Source organism: Nostocoides sp., assembly GCF_035343835.1.
Lineage (GTDB): Bacteria > Actinomycetota > Actinomycetes > Actinomycetales > Dermatophilaceae > Nostocoides_A > Nostocoides_A vanveenii.
The window spans coordinates 1-4,643 of sequence record NZ_DAOQZV010000240.1 but is presented as its reverse complement, the minus strand read 5'-3'; the positions used below and the strand labels follow the sequence as shown (position 1 = coordinate 4,643).

The 4,643-nt window shown below is 68.3% G+C and carries 3 protein-coding genes; 1 reads left to right on the top strand and 2 read right to left on the bottom strand.

Annotation, left to right across the window (positions count from 1 at the left end):
* Positions 1-1,125, top strand: a 1,125-nt coding sequence (locus PKH97_RS13880; RefSeq protein WP_324388132.1) for a glycosyltransferase family A protein, incomplete at its 5' end; no start/stop codon positions are given.
* Positions 1,126-1,186: 61 nt separating this feature from the next.
* Here PKH97_RS13880 and PKH97_RS13875 read toward each other — a convergent pair.
* Complete coding sequence (locus PKH97_RS13875) at positions 1,187-3,160, bottom strand: acyltransferase family protein (RefSeq protein WP_324388131.1); 1,974 nt, start codon at positions 3,158-3,160, stop codon at positions 1,187-1,189.
* On the bottom strand, positions 3,157-4,643 hold a 1,487-nt coding region (locus PKH97_RS13870; RefSeq protein ID WP_324388130.1), incomplete at its 5' end, for an acyltransferase family protein. The genes PKH97_RS13870 and PKH97_RS13875, both read right to left, overlap by 4 nt.

The window sequence follows — 4,643 nt, the reverse complement described above, 5'->3', positions numbered from 1 at the left end:
GCCGGCCGCACCGCTTTGCTGGCGGCTGTCGAGACCGAATTCGTGCTCATGTGCGACGACGACTTCATCCTCTTGCCGGACTTCGATATCGCCCGCGCGGCCGCCTACTTGCGGCGAAATCCCGGGGTCGACCTCTACGGCGGACGCGTGATCAACCTGCCCCAGTGGACGTCGACCGACTACCACCGCCAGGCGCTCTTGGCGACGCGCGGTGCGCCTCGCGCCCGCCAGGGCACCGTCATCGACGGGCTCCCGGTGCTTTACAAGGTGCCCAACTTCTACCTCGCGCGGACGATCGCCGCGCGCACGGTCGGCTACGACCCCCGTCTCAAACGCGTCGATCACAACGACTTCTTCACCACGGCATACGGGCGCATCGTCTGCGTCCAGGACCGCGCGTGGGTATGCCTGCATGCTCAGACTCCGTTCGACGCCCACTATCAATCCTTCCGCACCGACCTGAGCGCCGACTTCACCTATCTCGCGCAGAAGTGGGGTTCAACCGAGGCCCCCACCACGGCCGTGCGCACCGGCTCCGGGGTGCACCTGACGCAGGATCAGCTACGCCGCTTCCACGCGGCTGCGATTGCCGTGGTGGCCGGCGATGCCGGCCTCGCAGTGGACACTCGCCCCGCGCCTGAGACGGCCACCCTGGTCCGAGTTACGACGCCGAATGTCACGGGACTGCGCGAGGCCTTGGTGCGTGCGGGCTGGACCAGGGCACGGGGCGGCGCCGTGCGGCACCCCCTCTGGGGCGAGGCGATGCTGGAGGCCGGGGCCGCGCCCATCGTCACCAGAGCCGATGACGGGCAGCCACCGCCTGGCTGGATCGTGCCGACTGCCCGGGCCACCTGGGCCACGCAGGGCGAGGACGTCCTAGGGGCCGTCCTGCCCGGGGGTCCGGTGCTCGAGCTGAGCGGGCCGACCGCGCTCGCCGCCGCGGCGCTCATCGGCACCCGTGGTGCACCACTGACAGAGGTGGTTAACCACGTCGTCGAGGCCTTCCCGGACGCACCCGACAATGCTGGCAACGACCTTCGCATGGCCCTGCTCGGGCTGGTCGAGGCGGGCCTGTTCACCCTTGCACCCACCGCGTCGTCGTCACCTCGCGCTCCTCGTCGGTAGGGGCGGCCCAGGGTGCGGCCGCAGCGCACGCGCCTACCAGCGAGGGGCCAGAGCGTGGCCTTCAGGGCGCCTGGGTCAGTTGCTGGATCGCCACCCGGAGCGGCGTGACGAGCGGCATATTGCCCGCGACGCTTAGATGGTCGGCGTCGCGGAAGACCACGACGCCTGCGCGTCGCGCCCGGCAGATCCCGTCGGGACAGATCTGCGGACTCAGGTCCAGCATGGCGGCTCCCGGCACGCGCGCAGCCTGATCCACCCGGGCCCGTGCGGAGCGCTGCGAGCGGGCTACCCGCGACAGTGACGCAGTCGCGTCGCACGCATCCCGCAGCACGCGCAACGTGGAGCATTCATCCGGCGCCCACGACGGCAAGTCCGGCGTCGGGGCGATCAGCAGCACCCGGTGCCCGTCCCGAATCAACTGCTGGGTCAGCGCGAGGAGACTGTCGTCCCCGGATTGATTTGACAAGACCACGACGCCATGGGGCGCGCTCGCGAGGTAGGTGATGCGCGCGTGCACCAGCCGGGTGCAGAGCGTCGAGAGGCGGCCCGAAGGCGAGGTAGTGAAAGGGCACCCGTTGACTTCGAGGAGCACCGTGGGCCGGCCAAGCGCCAGCGCGGCACCGGCCACCGCCTCGCTGATGTGGTCCGCGTGCGAATCCCCGAGGAGATAGATCGGGGCCCCCGCTTGGTGCTTGTTCAGGGTGCACCGGGACAAGTTCGTGACGTCCGCACCAATGTTGCAGCCAAGAACATCGCCCACATGCCGAGCGAGCAGGGTGGCCTGAAAGGTCCGGACGGTCGGTGAGTACAAGCCGGCTTGGGTGACTCGGAGAAGAGCCAGGCAGCATACGGCGGGGATCAGAGCGACCGCAACGATCGCACCGAGAAGCCGTCGCCCGCCGGTGATTGCGTTGTGCCGGAATGGATTCTCGATCCAGTAGTAGCTCGCGAGCGCGGGCGCTAGCGAGGCGGCCGCCGCGAGGACAATCCACCATCCGTCGCCCAGCATCGCTTTGGTCAAGACGATGACCGGCCAGTGCCAAAGGTAGATCGAGTACGACCAGTTCCCGAGCGACACCATCGGTCGGCGGGCCAACAGGGTCGTGGCACCCCCCGGCGACAGGGACGGTGCCAAGATCAGCGCAGCGGTCCCGGCGACGGGCGCGAGTGTCCACGGGCCGGGGAAGGGAGTGCTCTCGGTGATCAACGCGAACGAGGCGACCAGCGCGCCGGCGCCGAGCACCGTCGCGACCCAGCCCATCGCGAGCGAGCGCCGGCACCGAGTGTGGATCCACCAGACAACGGCGCCGGCCGCGAACTCCCAGGCGCGAGTCAAGGGGCTGTAGAACCCACTGGCAAGTTCGGCGACATAGACCAGCCGTGGCGAGAGCGCAAGCCCGCCGAGCCGGTCACCAACCATGGCCAGCACGAACGAGCCGGCCGTCACCAGCCCAACCGGCAACCAGGCCACGGCTCGCCGGCCGCGCCGGCTCAGCGCCCAGCCCAACACCAATAGAGCCGGGAAGGCGAGATAGAACTGTTCCTCGACCGAGAGCGACCACGTATGCAGAAGCGCATTTGATTCCGCTGGACCGGCAAAATAGTCGCCCGTCGTGACCGCGATGACGACATTGGCCAGAATCACGATCGCCGCCGCCCCGGTCAGGGTCGTGCCCTGGAGCGGCCCCACTGGGGAGAGGACGAACATCGCCAACAGGCTGGTCACCAGGGCCGTTGCGACGAGGGCCGGAGTGAGCCGCTTGAAGCGGCGAACATAGAAGCGACCTAACCGAACCCGGCCGCTTTCGTCGTGCTCGCGGGCGAGCAGGCCTGTGATGACGAAGCCGGAGATCACGAAGAAGATGTCGACACCGACGAACCCACCAGGCAACGGCAGCCCGGCATGGAAGGCGACCACCGCCGCCACCGCTATCGCTCTGAGCCCCTGGATGTCCGGGCGGAAATGGCCACGTGCCCGGGGCTCGCCTGGTGGTGCCGGCTGGGACGTTTGCCGGCGTCTGACACGGTTGCTCACGACGACCCCTCCACGACGGCCCCGAGCCGCGTCCACAAGGCCGGAGCGAGCAGGCGCGATGCTTCGGTCGTCAGGTGATGGGCATCGCGATAGACCAGGACATTTCCGACGATCAACCCGCACGTCTGGGGCGTGCACAGGTAGTCGTTCATATCGATAGCCAACGCGCCGCTCTGTGTCGCCGACGAGACCTGGGCATCGATCCAGGCGGGCGGCAAGGCCCGGTCACGCGCAATCGCGCAGGCGGCCGTGCGCGTCGGATGGGCCGCCAGGCAGATGGCGGGTGTGATGCGCACATTGGGCGTATCAACGATCTCCACTACCGATACGCTCGGCAGTCGCCGCAGAAGATCGTGGGTGGCGATCGTCCACGCGTTCCGTCGGCTGGTGTCCGCGCGTGGATCACGACCCGGGATGATCCGGTTGGTCACGATGATGACCGCGGGCGGGTGGGTGGACAACGCGCGATTCACTCCGGCGCGCCACTGATCGCACTGTGGATAAGAGAGCCCGTTCAGGGGACGGTCCACCGGCACGGAGGGGCAGCTGGACTTGGAATAGACATCCAGCCGGAACTTGTGGTCGCTCGCCAACTGCGCCAATGCGGTGAACCACGACGTCGCGTGGGAATCTCCGTACAGTGCGACCACCGTGCCGGACGTCAAGTCCCCAAATGAACACGGCTCCGGGCGGGCCGACTCGACCGGGCGTGTGCAGTCATTCGCATAGGTCGCGGGAATGTCCTTATAGGCATCGGCCAGGGTTGGGATCAGGTTGTCCGGAACATAGGCGGCGAACTGCGGGGGCAGCGAGGATCCCAACTTCGCGGTGCCGACATAGGGGCGGCCGGCATCTATGACCGGCAGTGGGGCGACGCGAACCACGACATAGAGTCCCAGGGCGACGACCAACGCCCCGCCCACAGCCGCGCCGACCTGAGCCCTGGGCCTTTGCCGCCGCAGCCATCGGGGATTGCGCAGCGGCTCCTCAACCGTTCGGTGAAGCAGCCAGGCGAGGGGGAGTGCCGAAGCGGCGAGCCACCAGGCCGGCCCGTCGGCAATCAGGCGGCCCGAGGCCGCGGCCGGGATCACCTGGAGCGGCCAGTGCACGAGATAGAGGGAGTAGGAGATGGTGCCGAGAAAGACCAGCCAGCGCTGCCCCAGAACGCGGTCGGCTGCCCATGGCGCGGGTGCCTGCAAAGACGCAATGACTAAACCCGCACCCAGGACCGGCGGCGCCGCCACCCACCCGGGAAAGACGGAGTCCTCGCTCAGCCGAAACGCGGAGACAAGGATGAGAAGCACGCCGAGCCAGCTGAGGAGCGACCGGAACCAGCCGGGGAGCCGGGTCACCGGCTGCGACCCGAGAACGGCAATCAAGGCACCGACACCTAACTGCCAGGTCCGCGTGGGAAGTCCGAAGAACGCCCAGGGGCGGTCGGCATAGGTCAACCACCAGGACGCGCCGAAGGAGGCCAGGACCA